This is a genomic window from Arthrobacter sp. 05T47 (assembly GCF_056395825.1).
In genome coordinates this window covers 1-19,977 of record NZ_JBFTKG010000005.1, presented here as the reverse complement: position 1 = coordinate 19,977, position 19,977 = coordinate 1, and the positions used below count along the sequence as shown (strand labels likewise).

18 protein-coding genes and 1 pseudogene are annotated in these 19,977 nt (G+C 67.6%); 8 read left to right on the top strand and 11 right to left on the bottom strand.

What is annotated here, in order from left to right:
• Positions 1–11 precede the first annotated feature (11 nt).
• The 3 genes from AC1DEY_RS06335 (at position 12) to AC1DEY_RS06325 (ending at position 5,363) form a co-directional block, all read left to right on the top strand.
• Positions 12–626: an SOUL family heme-binding protein gene (locus AC1DEY_RS06335; protein ID WP_476867205.1), complete on the top strand. Its 615-nt coding sequence runs from the start codon at positions 12–14 to the stop codon at positions 624–626.
• Positions 627–767: 141 nt separating this feature from the next.
• Positions 768–3,239, top strand: coding sequence for a Tex family protein (locus tag AC1DEY_RS06330; protein WP_476867300.1), 2,472 nt, complete (start codon positions 768–770; stop codon positions 3,237–3,239).
• A gap of 351 nt (positions 3,240–3,590) precedes the next feature.
• The gene (locus AC1DEY_RS06325) at positions 3,591–5,363 is read left to right on the top strand and encodes a gamma-glutamyltransferase family protein (RefSeq protein ID WP_476867299.1); all 1,773 of its coding nucleotides are present in this window, start codon (positions 3,591–3,593) and stop codon (positions 5,361–5,363) included.
• Positions 5,364–5,406: 43 nt separating this feature from the next.
• Here the strand turns inward: AC1DEY_RS06325 and AC1DEY_RS06320 are convergent, their stop codons facing one another.
• From AC1DEY_RS06320 to AC1DEY_RS06295, 6 genes are all read right to left on the bottom strand, one after another.
• Positions 5,407–6,459, bottom strand: a complete 1,053-nt coding sequence (locus AC1DEY_RS06320) for an alpha/beta hydrolase (protein ID WP_476867204.1) — start codon at positions 6,457–6,459, stop codon at positions 5,407–5,409.
• Positions 6,460–6,530: 71 nt separating this feature from the next.
• Positions 6,531–8,243, bottom strand: coding sequence for an ABC1 kinase family protein (locus tag AC1DEY_RS06315; protein WP_476867203.1), 1,713 nt, complete (start codon positions 8,241–8,243; stop codon positions 6,531–6,533).
• Positions 8,244–8,248: 5 nt separating this feature from the next.
• Positions 8,249–8,788: a PadR family transcriptional regulator gene (locus tag AC1DEY_RS06310; protein ID WP_476867298.1), complete on the bottom strand. Its 540-nt coding sequence runs from the start codon at positions 8,786–8,788 to the stop codon at positions 8,249–8,251.
• Positions 8,789–9,007: 219 nt separating this feature from the next.
• A complete protein-coding gene (locus AC1DEY_RS06305) occupies positions 9,008–9,796 on the bottom strand; it encodes an isocitrate lyase/PEP mutase family protein (protein ID WP_476867202.1) in 789 nt (262 codons plus the stop codon).
• Between the two features lie 41 nt (positions 9,797–9,837).
• On the bottom strand, positions 9,838–10,227 hold the full coding sequence (locus AC1DEY_RS06300) for a DUF1622 domain-containing protein (RefSeq protein WP_476867201.1): 390 nt from the start codon (positions 10,225–10,227) through the stop codon (positions 9,838–9,840).
• Positions 10,228–10,269: 42 nt separating this feature from the next.
• Positions 10,270–11,181 carry an SDR family oxidoreductase gene (locus AC1DEY_RS06295; RefSeq protein ID WP_476867200.1) on the bottom strand — a complete coding sequence of 304 codons (912 nt, stop codon included), beginning with the start codon at positions 11,179–11,181 and terminating at the stop codon, positions 10,270–10,272.
• Between the two features lie 189 nt (positions 11,182–11,370).
• Here AC1DEY_RS06295 and AC1DEY_RS06290 point away from each other — a divergent pair, with 189 nt between their 5' ends.
• The 3 genes from AC1DEY_RS06290 (at position 11,371) to AC1DEY_RS06280 (ending at position 13,184) form a co-directional block, all read left to right on the top strand.
• Positions 11,371–11,982, top strand: coding sequence for a TasA family protein (locus AC1DEY_RS06290; RefSeq protein ID WP_476867199.1), 612 nt, complete (start codon positions 11,371–11,373; stop codon positions 11,980–11,982).
• A 258-nt stretch (positions 11,983–12,240) separates the two neighbouring features.
• On the top strand, positions 12,241–12,822 hold the full coding sequence (locus AC1DEY_RS06285; protein WP_476867198.1) for a signal peptidase I: 582 nt from the start codon (positions 12,241–12,243) through the stop codon (positions 12,820–12,822).
• Complete coding sequence (locus tag AC1DEY_RS06280; protein ID WP_476867197.1) at positions 12,819–13,184, top strand: Hpt domain-containing protein; 366 nt, start codon at positions 12,819–12,821, stop codon at positions 13,182–13,184. The genes AC1DEY_RS06285 and AC1DEY_RS06280 overlap by 4 nt, the downstream gene beginning before the upstream one ends.
• A 15-nt stretch (positions 13,185–13,199) precedes the next feature.
• Here AC1DEY_RS06280 and AC1DEY_RS06275 read toward each other — a convergent pair whose 3' ends face one another.
• Both AC1DEY_RS06275 and AC1DEY_RS06270 read right to left on the bottom strand, forming a co-directional pair.
• Positions 13,200–14,429, bottom strand: coding sequence for an ATP-binding protein (locus AC1DEY_RS06275; RefSeq protein WP_476867196.1), 1,230 nt, complete (start codon positions 14,427–14,429; stop codon positions 13,200–13,202).
• A gap of 63 nt (positions 14,430–14,492) precedes the next feature.
• Positions 14,493–15,461, bottom strand: a complete 969-nt coding sequence (locus AC1DEY_RS06270) for a response regulator transcription factor (protein WP_476867195.1) — start codon at positions 15,459–15,461, stop codon at positions 14,493–14,495.
• Positions 15,462–15,678: 217 nt separating this feature from the next.
• On the opposite strand from AC1DEY_RS06270, the gene AC1DEY_RS06265 reads away from it, so the two are divergent.
• Positions 15,679–16,140: a hypothetical protein gene (locus AC1DEY_RS06265; protein ID WP_476867194.1), complete on the top strand. Its 462-nt coding sequence runs from the start codon at positions 15,679–15,681 to the stop codon at positions 16,138–16,140.
• Between the two features lie 123 nt (positions 16,141–16,263).
• Here AC1DEY_RS06265 and AC1DEY_RS06260 read toward each other — a convergent pair whose 3' ends face one another.
• Positions 16,264–17,157, bottom strand: a complete 894-nt coding sequence (locus AC1DEY_RS06260; protein ID WP_476867193.1) for an MSMEG_6728 family protein — start codon at positions 17,155–17,157, stop codon at positions 16,264–16,266.
• A 484-nt stretch (positions 17,158–17,641) separates the two neighbouring features.
• On the opposite strand from AC1DEY_RS06260, the gene AC1DEY_RS06255 reads away from it, so the two are divergent.
• Positions 17,642–17,875 (top strand): hypothetical protein, encoded by a 234-nt coding sequence (locus AC1DEY_RS06255; RefSeq protein ID WP_476867192.1) that lies wholly within the window; start codon positions 17,642–17,644, stop codon positions 17,873–17,875.
• A 133-nt stretch (positions 17,876–18,008) separates the two neighbouring features.
• Here the strand turns inward: AC1DEY_RS06255 and AC1DEY_RS06250 are convergent, their stop codons facing one another.
• Positions 18,009–18,662, bottom strand: coding sequence for a transglycosylase family protein (locus AC1DEY_RS06250; protein WP_476867191.1), 654 nt, complete (start codon positions 18,660–18,662; stop codon positions 18,009–18,011).
• Positions 18,663–18,921: 259 nt separating this feature from the next.
• Positions 18,922–19,977, bottom strand: a pseudogene (locus AC1DEY_RS06245) (ABC transporter); the annotation flags it as partial.

Sequence of the window (19,977 nt, the reverse complement as noted above, 5' to 3'; positions counted from 1 at the left end):
GGGTCTGGGCCATGACCGAACAGCAGCCCTTCGAACTGGTCCGGCGGTTCGCGCACTTCGAGCTGCGTCGATATCCCGCGCATGTTGTGGCCGAAATACAGGTCACCGCGACGTTTGACCGGGCCGGGAATGCTGCCTTCCGGCACTTGTTCAATTACATCAGCGGCAGCAACACCGCCCGTCAGGAGCTCGCGATGACGGCCCCGGTGCTCCAGGAACTGGGTTCTTCGCAGAAGCTGGCGATGACAGCCCCGGTCCTCCAGCGCGGTCCGTTGCCGGGAAGCGATGTGCCCGCCGAGTTTGTGATCGCCTTTGTGCTCCCCGCCGGGTTGACGGCGGAGACTGCCCCGGCCCCGGCAAACTCCGACATCAAGATCCGGGCCATCCCCGGGTCCCTGGCGGCTGCGCTGCGGTTCGCCGGCAGCGGGTCGGAAGCGGCCTTTGAACGTCACAACACAGGCCTCCAGGCGGCACTCGTGGTAGCCGGATTGAAGGCCGTGGGGCCGCCACGATTCGCCCGCTTCGATCCGCCGTTCAAGCCTTCGTTCCTCCGACGGAACGAGGTCGTCCAGGATGTCGAGGCGCCCGAGTCCGGATCCGGCACTGCCGGGGCAGGACTTGGGTAAGGCAAAATGGGCAGGGTGACTCAACTCCCGCAGCGCCCTTCCCCTGCAGCTCCCGCAGCCCCTTCCGCACCGCCCCGGGCGGCGACGCGTCCAAAGGCAACGTCGCCCCAGGCCACGTCTGCGCACGCGCAGGAGTCCGGCATCGCCACCCAGATCGCCGCGGAACTCGGCGTCCAGSCCTGGCAGGTCACGGCCGCCGTGGACTTGCTCGATGCCGGGTCCACCGTGCCTTTCATCGCCCGGTACCGTAAGGAAGCCACCGGCACCCTGGACGACACGCAGCTCCGCGACCTGGAGGAACGGCTGCGCTACCTCCGCGAGCTTGAGGACCGCCGCCGGAGCATCCTCGAAGCGATCGCCGGCCAGGGTGCCTTGACCCCGGAAATGCAGGCCGCCGTCGTCGGGGCCGACACGAAGTCCCGGCTCGAGGACATCTACCTCCCGTTCAAGACCAAGCGGCGCACCAAGGCGCAGATCGCCCGCGAAGCCGGGCTGGAGCCGCTCGCAGATGCGCTGCTGAAGCGTCCGGAGCTGGACCCGGAACGCGAAGCGGCCAAGTATCTCAACGCCGAACACTCGATTGGGGATGCCGCCGCGGCGCTCGCCGGTGCCCGGTCCATCCTGGTGGAGCGCGTCGCACAGGATGCCGACCTGGCGGAAACGCTCCGGGAGCGGCTGTGGACCCAGGGCCGGATGGTGTCCCGCGTGAAGAAGGGCAAGGACGCCGAGGGGCAGAAGTTCAAGGATTATTTCGAGTTCTCCCAGCAGCCGGCCGGGATGCCCTCGCACCGGGTCCTGGCGCTGCTGCGCGGTGAGAAGGACGGCGTGCTGGAGCTGGATCTCGCCGAGGCTGAACCGAACGACGACGCCGCCCTCACCGCCGCCCGCGGCCGCTACGAAGCCGCCGTGGCCAGGTTCCTCGGGGTTGCCGACCGGGGCCGGCCCGCCGACGCCTGGCTGCTGCAGACCGCSCARSTGGCSTGGCGCTCGCGSGTGYTGGCCCGGCTGACGGCGGACCTGCGCAGCCGGATGTTCGCCGCYGCGGAGGACGAGGCCGTGCGGGTCTTCGCCGCGAACCTGCGCGACGTGCTGCTCGCCGCGCCTGCCGGGAACCGCGCCACCCTGGGCCTGGACCCGGGCCTGCGCACCGGTGTGAAGGTCGCGGTGGTGGACGGCACCGGCAAGGTGGTCGCGACGGACACCATCTACCCGCACGCCCCGGCCCGGAAGTGGGACGAGGCGCTGCGGACGTTGGTGGCCCTGGCGAAGAAGCACGGCGTGGAACTCGTCGCGATCGGCAACGGCACGGCGTCGAGGGAGACGGACAAGCTCGCCGCCGAACTGCTCAAGCAACTCGCCATTGAGCCCGCCGCTGAGCCCGCCAATTCGGCCACCAAACCGGACACCAAACCGCAGAAGATCGTGGTGTCGGAGGCCGGGGCTTCGGTATATTCGGCGTCGGCGCTCGCCGCCGCGGAACTGCCCGGCATGGACGTGTCCCTGCGGGGAGCCGTCTCGATCGCCCGGCGGCTGCAGGACCCGCTCGCGGAGTTGGTGAAGATCGAGCCGAAGTCGATCGGCGTCGGGCAGTACCAACACGACGTCACGGCGGCGAAGCTGGACCGCAGCCTGGACGCCGTCGTCGAGGACTGCGTGAACGCAGTGGGCGTGGACGTCAACACCGCCTCACCCGCGCTGCTGAGCCGGGTGGCCGGCGTCGGGCCGCTGCTGAGCGAGAACATCGTGGCGTACCGGAACGAGCACGGGCCCTTCAACAAGCGCAGCGAGCTGAAGAAGGTGCCGCGGCTGGGCGCCAAGGCGTTCGAGCAGTGTGCCGGCTTCCTGCGGATCACCGGGGGAGCGGAACCGCTGGACGCCTCCAGCGTGCACCCGGAAGCGTACCCGGTGGCCCGGAAAATCAAGGCTGCGGCCGGAAAAACGCCCGCCGCCGGAAGCTATGCGGCGTTGAATCCACAGGAGTTCGTGGACGGCACCTTCGGGCTGCCCACGGTGCAGGACATCATCGCCGAGCTCGAGAAGCCCGGCCGTGACCCGCGGCCTGCCTTCGCGGCGGCGGCGTTCTCCGAGGGCATCGAGAAGATCTCGGACCTCAGGCCCGGGATGGTGTTGGAGGGGACCGTGACCAACGTGGCGGCGTTCGGGGCGTTCGTCGACGTCGGCGTGCACCAGGACGGCCTGGTGCACGTSTCCGCGCTGGCCAACCGGTTCGTCTCCGACCCGCGCGAGGTGGTGAAGTCCGGGCAGGTGGTCCAGGTCAAGGTGCTSGAAGCSGATCCGGAGCGGAARCGCATCTCSCTGACGCTRAGGCTCGACGACGAACCGGCAGCTTCCGGGGGCGGCGCACCATCTGCCCGGCAAGGTCAGCCTCAGCAGCAGTCCCGGAAAGGGCAGCCAGGGCAGCCCGGGCAGGGGAGCCCCGGACAGCAGCGGCAGGGGCGAGACCGACAGCAGCAGCCCCGCCAGGGGCAAAACCCGAAGGCAACCGGACGGCAGCAGCAGCCGCAACCGGCTGCCTCCCAGCCGAGGCCCACGCCGTCGCCCGTCAACACCGCGATGGCCGAGGCGCTCCGGAAGGCTGGCCTGGGCAAGTAGCGCCCTCAGCACCCCCCGGACAGCGCTCGCTGCCGGGGGCTTCTGCTCGGAAGCGCGCCCGCCGCTTATCGCTGAAAACCTACCGCTCGGCGCATAACTAGTACGTTTGCTGACGATCTGCACCATGATTGCCGGAGGCCACGGTCCGGTCAGAGGTCCATTGCCTCAATGTGCCGGACACCGACGTCGTTGACGAGCAGGGGAGCATTCATGGGCTGGCTGGACCGCGAACAAACCATCGCCCCGCCGGTGGCTCAAGAGGTCTCCGGTGACCGACCGTTCGCGGCGCGTGTGCCGTTCACAAGCCCGGAGCCATTCACTACCCGGCCCACCCTGCAGGGCACCTTCGGGATGAGTGCGTCCACGCACTGGCTCTCGACGGCGGCTGCACAGGCGGTGCTTGAGCGCGGCGGCAACGCCTTCGACGCCGCGGTGGCGGGGGCGTTCGTGCTCCACGTTGTGGAACCGCACCTCAATGGACCCGGCGGGGACATGACTGGTGTTTTCGTCACCGCGGACGAACCGGACCAGCCGATAGTCCTGATGGGCCAGGGCCCGGCGCCGGCAGGGGCCACCGTGGAGCATTACCTGGCCGAAGGCCTGGACCTCGTTCCGGGCTCGGGTGCGCTGGCTGCCGCGGTGCCTGCCGCCGTCGACGCCTGGTTGTTGTTGCTGCGTGACCACGGAACGTGGGAACTGGACGCGGTGTTGGAGTTCGCGATCGGCTACGCGCGGGACGGCCATCCGATGCTGGGCCGGGTCGGAACCACCATCGCGGCGGTGTCTGCACTGTTCCAGACGCATTGGCCCACCTCGGCCGAGCTGTGGATGCCCGGCGGCAGGATCCCCGCCGAAGGTGAGTTGGTGTGGAACCCGGCCTATGCCCGCACGCTGGAACGGCTTGTGCAGGCCGGAGTCAAGGCATCCACCCGCGAAGCAGGCATCGATGCCGCCCGCCGCGCGTGGCGGGAAGGCTTCGTGGCCCGGGCGATCGTGGATTCGGTGCAGGCCCCGCACCGGCACTCCTCGGGCACCGACCACCGCGGGGTGCTCGCCCTGGACGATCTGGCCGGTTTCGAAGCCGGGTACGAGGACGCCGCCACCGTGGAATTCCGCGGCCACACCATCGCCAAGACCGGGCCCTGGGGCCAGGGACCGGCGCTGCTGCAGACCCTGGCCATCCTGTCCGGGTTCGATGACCGTTACCTCGATCCGTCCACTGAACTGGGGGCGCACACCATCCTGGAAGCGCAGAAGCTCGCCCTCGCGGACCGGGAGGCGTACTACGGCGACACGGACGTGCCGCTGGAGTACCTGCTCTCTGCTGACTATTGCGCCGGCCGGCGGGCCTTGATCTCGGAGCGGGCGTCCCACGATTTCCGGCCCGGCACGGTGCCAGGTCGGGAACCTTACTGGCCGCCCCTGCGCACCGACTACACGCCGACGGCGCTCGCTGGGGATGGCTCAGCAGTCGCCGGGGCGTCCGCGGCGGGGCTCGGCGTCGGCGAGCCGACGGTGACACCCGCGGGGGAGACGCGCGGCGATACGTGTCATATCGACGTCGTGGATCGGTGGGGAAACATGGTCTCGGCCACWCCGTCCGGCGGCTGGCTGCAGTCATCCCCGGCAATCCCTGAGCTTGGCTTCTGCCTGGGTACCCGGCTGCAGATGACCTGGCTGGAGCCCGGTACGCCGTCCACCCTGACGCCCGGCAAACGCCCGCGCACCACGCTGACGCCGACCCTCGTGCTGCGGGACGGCCACGCCGTGGCCGCGCTGGGTTCGCCCGGCGGCGACCAGCAGGACCAATGGCAGCTGCCGTACCTGCTACGCACGATCGTGGGCGGGTACTCGCCGCAGCAGGCGATCGACGCGCCGACGTTCCATACGACGTCGATGCCCGGGTCCTTCTGGCCGCGCACCTGGGAGCCGGGTGGGGCTGTCGTCGAGGACCGGCTGGGGGAGGACGTCATCGAAGGACTCGAGCGCCGAGGGCACATCGTCACCCGGGCTGGTGACTGGGCGCTGGGGCGGCTGTCCGCCGTCGTGCGGGATCCCGAAACGGGGGTCCTGCAGGCTGCCGCGAATCCCCGCGGCGCGCAGGGGTACGCCGCGGGCCGGTAGCGGGTGGGCGTCCGTAGCGCTGGAGCTGAGGAATGTTCGCTTCCTAGCCCGAAGCCCTGAGCCGGTCCATAAAACGCAGCGACTCTGCAACTATCTGCTGCTGCGCCTCGTTGCGGCGGATGCCCGGCTCGCCGTCCCCGGGCTGCTCACCGTAGTCCCCGAAGAACGCGTGCACGCCGCCCACCACCGTTGCGTAGGTGGTGGTTGGYGGGAGCAGAGACCTCGACGCCGCGATCTTCTCCGGGGTGCTCAGGGCATCGTTTGAGCCGGAGATGGAGAGTACCGCGAGGCCCTGCGCGTCCTTCATGTTCTCTGCGGGGTAAGAAGCAAAGAGAAGCAGCCCGGCGACGTCGTGATTCGACGCCGCGAAGGATGATGCGCTCACGCCTCCCAACGAATGACCACCGACGGCCCAGGAAACGATTTCGGGATGCCGGTCCATGACTGCACGGGCCTGGTCGGTGTCCAGCAGGGAGACGCCAAGGGGTACTTTCAGGATGACGACTAAATGACCCGCGGCCGCGAGCGGCTGCAACAGGTCCTGATAGGCGTGCGCGTCGACCCTGGCGCCGGGGTAGAAGACGAGGCCCGTGGTGGCTTTGCCCGCCGGGGCAAGGGTGATCGAAGTGGCGTCTTCTGTGGCACTTGACCCGGCGGTCGCGGTCGCGGTGGGTCCATTGACCGGGACCGTCTTCCCGAGTTCGGGGTGGTGGGGGAACGGGCTGAGCCATATCAGCGCCGCCACGAAACCGAGGATCGTGAGCCTGCCTGCGATCCCTCGGACCAGTTGCCAGGTGGAAATAGCGCCGCTGCGCTGTTGTCTGTCGCGGAACAACCGGCGTCGGACCAGGACCAACGCCCAAACGCTCCCCAGTGCGACGGCCGCCAAGAGGAGAGTCGGCAGGGCGGGGTGGCCGCCGACGACAGCCGGGTTGCTGAGCAGCATCCAGAGCGGAACCACAATCAGGGCAGCCGCGGCGAGAGCGCCGCTCCAGTTCAGGATCGAGGACTTCCACAAAGTGGGGTTGGGCCCTGTGGGGACGGGACCGGGGGCTTCGGTGGGGTCCTCAGGACGAAGAGGTTGGCCTTCCTTCACGGCTTGATGATATCTCCGTGGCGGCGGAACCCGATGGTGTCCCGGCGCGAGAAAACCCGGCACCGGTCCGATCAGAGGCCGCTGCGCCCCACCCACAGCCCATGCAGCAGCGGAAGCACCGACGCGATCATCAGGACATTGCCGAGCACCATGTCATCCGCGCGGACCACGGAGCCGGAAACCAGGAGAGCGCCGAAGATCAGCGCCGCTGCCGATCGCTGCGCCGTGCGGTCGAGCCGTGCCAGCTGCCGCTCAAGGCGCGGATTGACCACCGACAGTGAACCCTCCTCGACCCGGGTGAGCACCCCATCCAGGCGTTTCGGCAGACCCAGCGCCATCCCGGCTGCATCGAGCGCCTGCTGGGCAACGTCCTGCACGATGTTGCCGCGCTCGTCGCGCAGCAGTTGCGCCGCATAGGGTTCGACCGAGTCCCACAGATTGAAGCGGGCGTCCAGCGAGCTGCACACACCAGAGGTCAGGGACATGGCCCGGATGATGAGCAGGAAGTTTTCCGGGAACTGGAAAGGCAAGGACCGGACAGTGTCGCCGAACTCCACCGCGAACTCCCGGAACTCTCGGGGGTCCACTTCGCGCAGCTCGGCGAAGCCCATCCCGCCAAAGCGGGCGAAGAGGTGGGTCATTGCTCGCTCAAGCTCCGCAGTGTCGGCCGAAGGCACCAGCACACCGACGTTCCGGATGGCGGCCACCAGGCCCTTGCCGTCACGCGAAGCGGCCGCGATGAGCAGCTTTCGCAGGCCGCTGCGTGTGCTCGGCGGGATCTCGCCCATCATGCCGAAGTCGATGAAGGTCAGCTTCCAGGGGTGCGCTGCGGATGGATGCGTAGCCGGCGTGACGAAGATGTTGCCCGGGTGCGGATCGGCGTGGAAAAACCCGGTGGTGAACATCTGGTCGAACATAACGGAGGCAAAAACCGGGGCGACCTGCGCCGGGTCGATACCGGCGGCCAGCAGCGCCACCGAATCCGTGATTTTGATCGCTGTCACGTCTTCGAGGGTGAGCACGCGGCGGGTGCTTCGCTCCCAGACGACGCCGGGCACCTCCACCCGGGCGTCATCGGCAAAATCGACCCCGAACCGCTCCGCATTCGCCCCCTCATTCAGGTAGTCGATTTCCTCAAGGCTGGTCTGGGCAAACTCCTCGACCAGGGCGGGCATGTCAGCACGATCGGACACCAGGCGCACGTGGCTGAGCCATCCGCCCACTTTGCGCAGTGCGGCAAGGTCGACGTCGACAATGGCGTTGATGCCCGGCCGCTGTACCTTCAGAACCACGCGGTCGAGACCGGTGTCGGCGGCATCGTCCGGGCGAAGCCTGGCCCGGTGCGCCTGCCCGAGGGACGCTGCCGCGATCGGTGTCTCCTCGATGGAGGCGAACAACCGCTCCAGCGGCGCGCCGAGTTCAGCTTCGGCGAGGGTGCGGATCGCGGAAAAGGAAACCGGGGGCACTTCGTCCTGCAGCCCCTCGAGTTCCTTGGTGATCTCGGGCGGCAGCACGTCGAGCCTGGAGGACAGGAACTGTCCGACTTTGATCATGAGTCCGCCGAGGTCCACCGCCAACGCATGGAAGCGCTGCGCGAAGCGCCGCATCCTCTTCGACCTGCTGCGCTCGGCAATCCTCACCAGCCCGATGCGGGGGAGGAGCAGCTCAAACCACCAGGTCACCGCGAGATGCCACGCGGCGAAACGCAGGATGCGGCGGTAACGGGCCCGGTGGTTCCCGGCGCCGGGGACCGGAGCTGCCCGGTCCCGGCTATCGGATGTCACTCCTGTCAGCCCTGGGCGAGGATAGCGTACAGCCGGCGGCGCGCGTCATTGAGCACCGCGACGGCCGCCTGCACCTGCTCCGGCGTGCCGGTGCGTCCCACTTGGGAGGCGGCCTGCGCGAGCTCGACGCCCGCCCTGGGCAGCGCCGCGAACCCGGCACCCGATGCTGGACCCGACGTCTCCCAGGGCGCCGACATGCCGGCAGCTACTTCCTCGCGGCCCGCCTCCGTCAGGGAATAGATCTTGCGGCCGTTGGACTCCTCAGCGCGGATAATTTCCTCGTCGGCCAGCAGTTGGAGGGTTGGATAGACGGAGCCAGCGCTCGGCTTCCAGGTCCCGCCGCTGCGTTCCTCGATTTCGCGAATAATCTGATACCCGTGCATTGGCCGCTCGGCGAGCAGTCCCAGAACAGCCGAGCGCACCTCGCCGCGCCCCGCCCGGGATCCCGAGCGCTTCTCGAACTTCGAACGCAGTTCCTCGACGGCCTGCCACATGCTGTCGATATTGTTGCCGCCAAATCCGCCTGCCGCGTGTGAATTGCGCATCATGCTCTCCTCGGGAAGATCGCGAACGATATACAGCGATAGTCAACGATACATGCGAAAAAATGCGAAACCAAGAGGGACGGCGGCCCGCTCAGGGGTCAAGAAGCGGCCCCTGTAGTTGGCCATGGCGGTTTACCAGCGCCGGCAGTGCCACCCGACCCGGGTCAAGGACTGTCGGGGTGCCGAGCCCGGCCCAGGGGTCGGTCTGGTCGGGGGGCGTCAGTTCAGCGCCCGGGTGCCTTCCGGGAGCACCCCGCCGGCCAGCAGTTCCGCCGTCGCGTCGGCCAATGCCGTCAGCGCCACGCGCTGGGTCCACGGGCCGTAGGAAATGCGGGCCACGCCAAGTTCCTGCAGTTTCGTAGGCGCGAGGGAGCCGGGCACGTTGATGACCGAAATCTTGTTCCAGCCGATTCCTTCCACCAGCGCCGTGACGGTGGCCTCATCCAGCAGCCCGGGCACGAACACCGTCGTAGCACCCACGTCGAGGAACGCCCGGCCGCGCTCAATGGCATCGGCCAGTACGGCGGCCGGGTCGCGGTCGCCGGCCTTGAGGAAGGCGTCGGTGCGGGCGTTGAGGACGAAGTCGATGCCCTCGCTCTCGGCGGCGCGCACGGCCGCGCTCATCTGCTCGACGGCCTCGGCGAGCGGGCGCATCTGGTCTTCGATGTTGGCTCCGACAACGCCGGCGCCGATCGCCTTGCGCACCGTTTCCCCGGGGTTCCCGTATCCGGCTTCGAGATCGGCGCTGACGGGCAGCGACGTAGCGGAGGCAATGAGCCCGACGGCGGCGATCATTTCGTCCACCGGGATGTGCTCGCCGTCCTCGTAGCCATGAGAGGCAGCGATGGAGTGGCTGGCCGTGGCCAACGCCTTGGTTCCGGGAACGTGGGCGACCACTTTCGCGGTGATCGCGTCCCAGACGTTGATGACCTGGAGGATCTCCGGGGCGTAGTGGAGACGGAGCAGTTCTGCGGCTTTGGGGGCATGGGAACGCACGTTTTCTGTCATCCCCCGAGCCTAACCGGGGTCCGAAGCACCCGAAAGAGTCCCTAGCCGGCCGCCGAAGAGGCCGTGGAACCCGCGGGCTGAGTCTGCCAGGGCCACCGCCCGGTGATTTCGAGCTCGAGCGAGAAACTCAAGAAGGTCCGGATGAGCACGATGATGGCCAGCACGCCAACGCTCTCGAAGGTTGGCGTCACGGCAACGGTGCGGATGATGTCGGCCGCGACCAGCAGTTCCAGGCCAAGGAGGATGGAGCGGCCCAGCAGCTGCCGGTAGGACCGGTAGACGGAGAGCGGCTTGGATCCCGCGGGCAGGCGCCTGGGCTGGATTCCCCGCAGCGCCATGGGGATGGACACGATGGCGCCGATCACCATGACGGCGACGCCAGCGAAGTCCATGAAGCCGCCGACCGTCTCAATGATGTGCTGAAAATCCATGGTCCTCCTCAGGGAAAGTGGGCGGCGAGCTCAAAAGGGGCCTTACGGGTGCCGGACGCCGGTGCCGGCGAGAATGGCTCGGTAGCCTTCCCGGAAACTCGGGTACTGAAATTCGAAACCTGTGCTGCGAAGCAGCCCGTTGCTGGCCCGCTTGTTGCCGCCGCGCGACGGTTCGCCGCGCGCCGCCGAATTCTCTCCCGACGCCGGGCCACCGCCCGTCGTATCCACAAACTCCGACGCCGGCCGGGGGAGTCCCAGCTCTTCCGCCAGGAAGCCCAGCACTTCGCCGAGCTCGGCCGGTTCGTTGTCCACGCCGAGATACACGGGCCCGGGAACAGAGTCCATGGTGCACAGGTGGACGATTGCGGCGGCGGCGTCGTCCCGGTGGATTCGGTTGGTGAAGCGCGACGCCGCCGGAATGACGGCGCTTCCGCCGCGGACCTGGTCGATCAGTCGCGTCCGTCCCGGGCCGTAGATCCCGCCGAGCCGGAGCACCACCGGGGTGATACCGGTGCCGCGCAGGCGGCTATAGAGGAGCTCCTCGGCTTCGCGGATGATGCGGCCTGAGAATCCGCCGGGTTCCGGCGTCGTGCGTTCATCAATCCAGCCGCCGCCGGCGTCGCCATAAACGGCGGTGGAGGACACAAAGAGGACCCGGCGGACGCTGGGACCGGACGCCAGGACTGCGTCCAGCACATGGGCGAGACCGTCCACATAGGCGGTCCGGTAGGCGTCCTCGGTCGGGGAATCCGCGGCGATCGCGACGACGACGGCGGTGGTGTCCGCCGGGATGGGCGGCAGCTCGCCGGAGCCCAGGTCGGCCGCAACCCCCTGGATGGCGGCCGGAAGTTTCTCCGGCGACCTGCGCCATCCCACCACGCGGTGGCCAGCCGCCGCGAAACGCAGCCCGGCCTCGGTGCCTAGATCGCCGCAACCGGCCAACAGAACAGTCATGAGGCCAGTCTGCCAGCCTTCAGGAATCCCCACGGACAGGCTTGAGAAAATCTTGAACTGATCTTGTCGCCCACTGCGGCCTTGCCTTGAAGGAGCCCCGGCATTGTTGTAGGAGTCAGCCAGGGGGCTGGCGGACACAACATACGTCGCCCGGCCAACCACGGCCGGCTCCACGAAACGGAAAATCCCATGGGTCTCAACCTCAAGTCCACGTCCAGCAAGGTCCTGGCCTCCGCCGCCCTCCTCGCCGCAGCTGCCGGTGTGGCCGGGATGGGTACCTACGGTGGCTTCACCGCCAGCACCTCGGCTTCCGCCGCCGTCAATTCAGCGACCGTAAATTTGGCTGGTGGTGCCAACGACCGACTCAATGTTGCAGCCTCCGGAACCATCCCCGGTGACTCCATCCAGCGGGCTGTCACCTTGGTCAACAACGGCGATCAGAACCTGACCGGGATCACGCTCACGACTTCCGCCACAACGTCATCCATCCTGGACACGGACGGATCGAACGGCCTCCAGATGCAGATTGACAGCTGCCCTGTGGCCTGGACCGAAGCTGGCACGGCTCCTTCCTTCACTTACACGTGCTCATCGGGTACTCCCACCACCGTCCTGTCCGCTCGTCGGGTGGTTGGGGTCAACGCGCTGCCGGGCACCCTGAAATCCCTGACTGCGGGCAGCACCGACTTCCTTCGCGTCACCATGTCGGTTCCGGCATCGGCGGACAATACCTTCCAGGGCAAGAACAGCTCCATCAAGTTCAGCTTCGACGCCGCATTCCGCGCCGCCACCAACAAGTAACTAGGCTCCGGGGGCTCAATCCGGCCCGGTCTCGGCCGGACTGGGCCCCCGGTTTTTATTCGTACTATCCACACCGGCAGGAGGAACGATCCCGTGAGTGCAGCAATCAACCTGGGTCCGAGGGAATCAATTGACCTCCCATCGGCAGGCGGGACCGTCCGTGAGAGCGCCGTCCGTGAGAGCACAGTCCAGGACGCTCCACGGCGGATTCATGGACGACGCCGGGCCGGACGCCCGGCGCCTGCTCGCGGCGGCTTCATGCCCAAAGCGGTTGGCTGGGCCGCACGTGGACTCTTTACGGTCGTTCTCGTCGCCGCCGCACTGGTATTCCTCTTCCTCGCCGTTGGTCCGCGCTTCCTGAACTACCAGACGTCCACCATGCTCACCGGAAGCATGTCGCCGGGGATCAACCCGGGCGACGTCGTTGTCAGCGTGAGGACGCCGGTCTCCGAGCTGAAGGTTGGGGACGTCATCACCTACAGCATCCCGATTGACGATCACCGGATCGAAACCCACCGGGTGGCCAGCATCAAACGCGACAACGCCGGTACCGCGTCCGTGACCACCAAGGGTGACGCCAACCCGGGGCCGGATCCCTGGACTGCTGTCCTGTCTGAGGACTACGTCTACACCCAAGCGGGCGTCGTACCGTATCTTGGCGACGGCATTAGGGCCTTGCGCCAGCCGCTGGTCCAGTCCGTGCTCCTTTACGGCGGGTCTGCGCTGCTGGTGATCGTCGTGCTGTCGGCGATCTGGCGGAAGCCTGCCGACGTGGCTTCCGAAGGGACGCCCGCCACGGAAGCCGTCAAGGGCGCCGGCTCTGAAGAGAGCAGGGGATGACCGGCCACAGCCTGGTCCTGGATACCCGGCAGATCGACAAGCTCTCCTATGAACTGGATTCCCGGTCCTTCGCCGAAGGCTTCGTTGGCCGTTTCCTCGAAGCCTTGCCGGACCGGCTGGAGACCATTCACCGCAGCCTGCTCGAAGGCAAGAGCGAGGGGGCCCTGGTCGCGATCCTCAGCGTGGCCACCTCGGCGGCGATGGCCGGAGCCACGCAGCTCGAAGGCAGGAGCCGTGCGATCGAGCGGAGCCTCCGGGCCGGCGACCTGGATTCTGCCCGGAGCGGTGCCAGGGTTCTGGACTCCAACGCTGCGGACTTTGCCCGGCAGGTGGGCATTCTGCTTAGTTCCGCGAAACCTTAGGTCCGCAAAGCCTGCCTAGTTCCGCGAAGCCTGCACAGCAGGGGACGTGGCCTGTGCTGCGGACGCCTGTGCCGAAGCGGGCAGCGTGACCACCACGGTAGTGCCGCCGTCGGGTCCCGCACCGATCTCCAGTCGTCCGCCATGCGCCTTTGCGATCCGCAGGCAGGTTGCCAGTCCCAGCCCGGAACCCGGCGGATCGTCGTCGCGGTGCAGCCGGGCCAGCGGYTCGGTRACGCGGTCCCGGTCCCGCRCCGGGATGCCCTTGCCGTTGTCCGTCACCCGAACCTCGACGCCGTCGGGGACAGCTGCWGCCGTGACSAGGATTCTCGGCGGGACGCCCGGGCGGTGGTAGGCCATGGCATTGTGGATGAGGTTYTGCAGGAGGACRCGCAKYTGTCCGGCGTCGGCTTCCAGGACGAACTCTGTAACTYCGACTTCCGCCCCGGCGTCCTTGAGGGMCAGAACCAGATCCTCTTCAATGTCCCGGACCACGCCCCGSAGCGACACGGGCTGKRGGCGGAGCGTTCCGCCGATGCGGGAAAAGGACAGAATGTCATCCACCATGGCCAGCATGCGGCGGGACGTCCGGCCAATGATGCSGAACTCTTCAGCGTCCGYGGACTGCTGCAGCTCAGCCAGCTCGGTGAACCCGATGATGCTGGTCAGCGGGTTGCGCAGATCATGGCTGATGCGGCCGGCAAAGGATTCCAGCAGATCGTTGCTGCTGCGTGCCTCTGCCAGGCTCCGGGCGAGCATCCGGGCGTGGTGCTGCAGCTCGAGTACGGACACCACTTGGGCGGCGATGATCTCAAGGGCAGTCTGCTTTTCGGGGGAGAGTYCGGCGGGCGCGAGCGAGAAGACACACAGCGACCCGAGCACGAATCCGCTCGTCGTGGTGAGCGGGACCGATGCGTAGAACCGGATGGCAGCAACCTGTCCCGTGACAAAGGGRTGGTCCCGGAACATCGGATCCTGCGAMGCGTCAGGCRCCACAGTRGTCCCGCCGCTGAGGAAGACKCGGCTGCACATCGACTCTTCGCGTGAACACACCCCGGGGTCGATCCCCATGGCGGCGATGTGATGCTGCTCGTCTTCGGTAATGATGTTKACGACGCCGAACGGGATTCCTGTGGYGGTCGTGGCAAGGCTGAGYAGGTTCTGGAGYTGTCKTCGAGTRTCRGGGGTACTGGCTGCCAACGCGGCGGTCTGCYGTTCAAGCTGGGGCAGGCCGTACTCCGCGAGCACGGACCGGCGCAGGGGCCCGGCTTCGTGGTCCCGCGGGGCAGGGGCTGGCGGTGACGCGGCCAGCTAGCCCACCCCTTCGGCCGGGGCCATCCGATATCCGACGCCCCGTACCGTTCGGATGAACCGTGGTTCGCGGCCTTTGTCGCCCAGTTTCCTGCGCAGGTTGCCGATATGGACCTCCACGAGGTGCTCGTCCATGGGCCACTCGGTGCCCCATACCTTGGTCAGCAGGGCCTTTCGTGTCCAGACCCGGCGCGGCGCGCCGGCCAGGGCTTCCAGGAGATCGAATTCSGTGCGCGTCAGCACCAGTTCGAYGCCGTCCAGCGACGCGGCCCGGCCTTCGACCTCCACCACGAGCGGACCGTGMCGKACGACGCCGGCGTCGTCATGCCGGCGGTCATGACCCGYTGCGACGGCGGGRTTRCCGGCAGGMGCGGCRGGCGGRYTGCCGGGCGGGTTGTGGGGTGCTGCGTCGCTTGCCCGGCGRCGGGGAGGCTCTKGCGGGGCGGACGCGGCGTCGGCAACCGGCRCGGCATCGCTTGCCCGGCGACGTGGTGTGCCGTTCGGGCCGGCTGGCGTCCCRGCGKWCRTCCCGGCTGATGGGTCGGTGGCCCGGGGCATGAAGTCAGTGGCCCGGCGCTGCGGTGTGGGGCGTTGCGGGGTTGGCCGGTGGCGGCGCAAGACCGCCGTCACCCGGGCCTGCACGGTGCGGGGGCTGAASGGCTTGCTGATAAAGTCGTCGGCGCCGGTTTCCAGGCCGATCAGTTCGTCGATCTCGTCCACCCGGGCCGTAAYCATGAGGACGTARGCCTCGGAAAACTTCCGCATCCGGCGGCATACYTCGACGCCGTCGAGATCGGGAAGGTTGAGGTCCAAAGTCACCACGTCAGGGCTGTTTTCCTGGATGCTCACCAGCGCGTCGGACCCGGAGGCCGCCTCAAAAACGGCAAACCCCTGCATCTCGAGTGTCCGGCGCAGCAGCAGCCGAACGTCGGCGTCGTCATCCACGACCACAGCCCGCAGTTGACTCACGGAACCACCCAAACCCCAGCTTCTAAGACGATGAGACCTCTTGTGCGGCTGTGACCCCTTGAGTCACAGCKTGTGACACAAGCCCCAAGGGCCACGGTGGATTTAGGCTAACACGGTTTTCTTGAGCAAATGTTGAAGTTTTTCGCGGCATTGGGTTGAAACTGCMCTGCCAGAGTAGGAGCTATTGGATCGCCAGTTCTGACAGGAAGCGCAATCAGTGAACGTCGCCCAGCCCACTCCGGCAGCCCCGCGGGTCAAGCCCGCCCGGCTGGCGCGACTGCGCGGGCTGCTYGCCGTCCCGGTGGCCGCGGCTCTGGTYCTGGGCGCACCCGGCCTGGCTTATGCGGCGTTCAYAGCCAAAACCACCGCCTCCCTCAGCGTCGGAACGTACAAGGTTCCCGCGCCGGCGTCGATCGATGGCACGCTGCAGTGCAACGTTCGTGGAGCGAAGGGTGCCGSCATCACGTTCACGGTYTTTGCCGAGGTAGACCGTGCCACKGGCTATACGGCCACGCTGACGCCGCCCACCGGTTCGCCGTCGGTGGTCCCGCTGACCGGGYCAGGCCAGAATCAGGTGACCATGGGTTCCAACAWCGGCAAGGGAACCTATACCTTCACCCTGACGGCGAAGGTCGGTTCCTGGACCGGGACAGCGCTGCAGCAGACCGTCACCTGCTGACGGGTCCTGAACTGCCGCGTGTGGCGCCCGACGCCGGCGCCACGTCGGGCGGCCACCTTGCCCGGGTGTCGGGCGGTTACGTTGCCGGGGCGGCGAGCGGCCACGCCGCCCGCATCGCGTCCGCTACCTTGCCGGAATCGGGAAGAACGCCCTCGGGTCCTGCAGCAGGGCGGGGTAATCAAAGGCGGAACGGTCCACGATCTCGTCCACCTGGAAGTTGCGGGCGAACTGGCCGTCCACGGTGATCGGACGGCCCAGGACCTTGCCGATGGCGAAGGAACTGCCGCCATTGACCGGGATGGCGACCACGGAGTTGCCGGGAAGGGTGGTGAACGCCTCTTCCTGCTGCTGGCGCTTGCGGGTGGGCTTCTTGACAAGCTGCTTCGGGGGCACCTTGCGGACCTTCGGGCGGCGCGAGCCGGAATCGGCGTAGACGAACTGGTAGTCGTCSTCGTCCRCGGCCTTGGCKCGTCCCACGGGCGGCAGGCTGATGGTCTTCAGCTGCTCGGGCCCGGTGTCGCCGAGCGGCAGGCGCAATACCCACATGCGCTCGCCGGCGGGATCCTCSGGCAGGAGCTCGTGCTTGGGCTCGGGCCAGACGTATTCGAGGTCCGGATCYGTGCCCGGGAAAACYTTGGAGTAGAACCGCGGATCCTTGGCAACGAGCCGGGAGCGGTGGCTGAGGTGGAGATCCTCGTTGCCCAGCCACGGCGGCATGGGGATTTTGGCGGCGTAGCCGGGGTGGGCCGCCTGCGGGGCGAACTCCATGATCTTCTCGCGGGTGGTGTCCTCGCCGCCGCGGGMCGTCCATTCATCCACCATGGCCAGGCCGTACATGGTCAGCGCGGGAACGTACCCCATCCACATCCGGATGGCCGGGTGCGAGTGCCAGCCGTACTCCGGGATCACCAGCGCACGCAGGATCTGCAGCGCCTCAACACGCTGCTTGCCGAGCCGCACGCGGTCCAAAGCCGCGGCACTCTGCTGGAAATCGGGGAAGGGGAGGAAAGTCTGCATCTCTCCAGTTTGAGGCCACGGGACGAAACCACCAATTGCACRGGACCGCGCGTGCGCATGTTCACATTTTGGAATGAAGCAGACAGCTCATTACGGAAGGGCGTAATATAGCAGGACCCCAACAATGCCGCCCGGAGGACACGCCATGAATCCAGCCCCYGTTTTGCCGTTTGTGCCGAAATACGGCCAATTGCTCGGACCGGAAGCGAACGGCATCCTGGTGCTYGAGGAAGTCATCCTTGACCCGGTGGCAGCCCKTAAGGAACAGCATGGGTTCCGTGCCGCAATGGCATCGTTCGCSCTGACCATGCGGCGGATAGTGGCGCTGCGCCTYTGCATYGCCGTTGTGGCGATCGCCAACCTGCCCCTYTTYCTGCTCAACACGGGCTGGTGGATYTACGCGGTSTCACTGRCCCTGGTGGTTGGGGTCCACGCGGCGGTGTCCTGGCTGAACCGYCACGAGCCGCGGATCCGGCAGCGSCGCATGCTCGAGCTGCATCTGCACCGTGAACGGAGCGACAACTACCGCAARGTCCGGGACGCAGTGAAGTACGTCATCGACGCCCCTGCCCGGGTGAACGAAAACCTTTACCTGGAGCTCCTCGCCGCGAAGCGGGTGGCACTGCACCTGGCCATGGGCACGGTGGCCCTGTTGGACACGAGCGACGACTCCGCGTGGAAACTCCAGATTGTCCGCGAACTMCCGCAGGCCGCCTGAGCYGCACRGCTCACCTAAGCYGCACGGCYCACCCAKGCAGCACAGCTAACCAAAGCACCACGACGCCGGAGCGTCCCCTTGCGGGATCGCTCCGGCGTCGTACTTTAAGGCGTCGTGCTTTGGCCGGAAAGCCCTAGGCGGGAAGCTGCAGCACCTGGCCCGGGAATACCAGGTGGGGGTTGCTGATGGTCGCAACGTTCGCGTCCGCCAGCGACTGCCAKCCRCCRGYGAYGTTGAGCTTCCCGGCGATCGTGCTCAGGGTYTCGCCRCTCCGGATGGTGTAGGTSGCMCCACTCACMGCCACCGGTGCCACGTGGCGTGGTGCCGGGASGGCTGCCTTGGGCGCTGCCTGCCGGRCRGGCRCTGTGGCYTGYGTGTAAGCGGCGGCGGGCTGCCGGGCTGCGGCTGCGCCCTGCGGAGCTGCCGCGCCGCCGCGCAGGCCCAGCTTCGCGGCACAGGCCGGCCACGCGCCCCAACCCTGCTTGGCCTGCACTTTCTGKGCRACGGCGATCTGCTGTTCACGGCTGGCGTTCGCCGCGGATCCCGTGCCGCCATGGGCCGCCCACGTACTCTGGCTGAATTGCAGGCCGCCCGCGTAGCCGTTYCCTGTGTTGGTGTTCCACTTGCCGCCGCTTTCGCACTGGGCMAGCGAATCCCAGACGGACGCAGTGGTGTGCGACGGGACAGCAGCGTTAGCGGAGGTTGCGGAGAGTGCGACGGCGGCCAGCGAAACWGCCGCSAGGGTGATGCCGCGGCGCGCGGCAGTGCCATAGGTGARATTTTTCATGGTCRGATGCTCCTGAGGGCCACCAGCGCTCGGTCCGTCGCGGACGTTGTCGCGCCACTGCCCGCCCCTGACAATAGAGGTCATATGCGGTGTCTACCGGTCGGGCAGTATCTGGTGGTGGTAGCACCGGGCATGCAATGCCCGGTTGCCGGGCATGGAATCAGATTAAGCGAGGCMCGGTCCGTTATCAAGACGTTATTTTTGATGGTTYTGCCGTTATCATCTCGTCGCCGGGCGCAGGCGATCATGTTCGCGTGAATCAGCTGCCGAGCATCGCCGCMAGGTACGGGGCGGTCCGGCTGAGCTKGGAACCAGCGACGGCGTCGGGAGTTCCSGTCGCGATGATCTGGCCACCGGCGTCCCCACCCGCCGGGCCGAGGTCGATCACCCAGTCCGCCGCAGCCACCACATCCATGTCGTGTTCGACCACAATGACGGTRTTGCCCGCGTCCACGAGCCGGTGGAGCTGGGCCATGAGGAGCTGGACATCGGCCGGGTGCAGCCCGGTGGTGGGCTCGTCCAGCAGRTASAGGGAGTGGCCCCGCTGGGCGCGCTGCAGTTCGGTGGCSAGYTTGATGCGCTGGGCCTCGCCGCCGGAGAGTTCGGTGGCCGGCTGGCCGAGGCGAAGATACCCCAGRCCCACCTCGCGCAGCGTTTGCAGGCTGCGCGCCGCYGCCGGCACGCCGTSGAGGAATTCTGCGGCGGCRTTGACCGTCAGGCCCAGCACCTCTGCCACGTTCTTGCCGCGGTACGTCACCTCGAGGGTTTCCGGGTTGTAGCGCGAGCCGTCGCACTCGGGGCAGGGGCCGTAGCTGCCGGGCAGGAAGAGCAGCTCCACGGCCACGAAGCCYTCTCCCTGGCAGGTCTCGCAGCGGCCGCCGGCAACGTTGAAGGAAAAGCGGCCGGCGCCGAAGCCSMGTGCCTTGGCCTGGTCCGTGGCYGCGAACTCCTTGCGGACTGAGTCGAAGAGGCCGGTGTAGGTGGCGAGGTTGGAGCGGGGGGTGCGGCCGATCGGTTTCTGGTCCACTTTGACGAGCCGGTCCAGCTGGTCCAGGCCCGACACCGGTCCAACACTGRCMGGTCCAACACTGAGCGCGCCGGCGGACGCACCGGSCTGGGCCTCCAGGTCCTCAACAGCGGGTGCCGCCTCGGCGMCGGTTTCCGGGTGCAACCGGGCGCCGACCACGTCGGCCAGGACCTGGCTGACCAGGGTGGACTTGCCGGAGCCGGAGACGCCGGTSACCGCGGTCAGCACACCGAGGGGGAAGTTGGCGTCGAGGTCKCGCAGGTTGTGCCTGCTGATGTCCCTCAGTTC